Origin of the sequence: Pantoea sp. 18069, from assembly GCF_902706035.1 — a bacterium.
In the GTDB taxonomy this organism is placed as follows: Bacteria; Pseudomonadota; Gammaproteobacteria; order Burkholderiales; family Burkholderiaceae_C; genus Comamonas.
On record NZ_CACSJA010000099.1, the window covers coordinates 1 to 773 of the forward strand.

At 60.9% G+C, this 773-nt stretch carries 1 protein-coding gene; it reads left to right on the forward strand.

What is annotated here, in order from left to right:
• Positions 1-773: elongation factor Tu (locus GVL12_RS25735; RefSeq protein ID WP_159918384.1), on the forward strand; the 773-nt coding region annotated here is incomplete at both ends.

Below are 773 nucleotides of genomic sequence, written 5' to 3' on the forward strand. Positions count from 1 at the left end.
TACATCATCGTGTTCCTGAACAAGTGCGACATGGTGGATGACGAAGAGCTGCTGGAACTGGTCGAAATGGAAGTCCGCGAGCTGCTGGACAAGTACAACTTCCCCGGCGACGACACCCCGATCATTCGCGGTTCGGCCAAGCTGGCTCTGGAAGGCGACAAGGGTCCCCTGGGCGAAGAAGCCATCAACAAGCTGGCTGACGCGCTGGACAGCTACATCCCCACGCCCGAGCGCGCTGTGGACGGCGCTTTCCTGATGCCCGTGGAAGACGTGTTCTCGATCTCCGGTCGTGGCACCGTGGTGACGGGCCGTATCGAGCGCGGCATCATCAAGGTCGGCGAAGAAATCGAAGTCGTCGGTATCCGCGACACGCAAAAGACCACCTGCACCGGCGTGGAAATGTTCCGCAAGCTGCTGGACCAAGGTCAAGCCGGCGACAACGTTGGCCTGCTGCTGCGCGGCACCAAGCGTGAAGACGTCGAGCGCGGCCAGGTGCTGTGCAAGCCCAACTCGATCAAGCCCCACACCCACTTCACCGCTGAAGTGTACGTGTTGAGCAAGGACGAAGGCGGCCGTCACACGCCTTTCTTCAACAACTACCGTCCCCAGTTCTACTTCCGTACCACGGACGTGACCGGTGCGATCGAGTTGCCCGAAGGCAAGGAAATGGTCATGCCCGGCGACAACGTGTCGATCACCGTCAAGCTGATTGCCCCCATCGCCATGGAAGAAGGCCTGCGCTTCGCCATCCGCGAAGGTGGCCGTACGGTTGG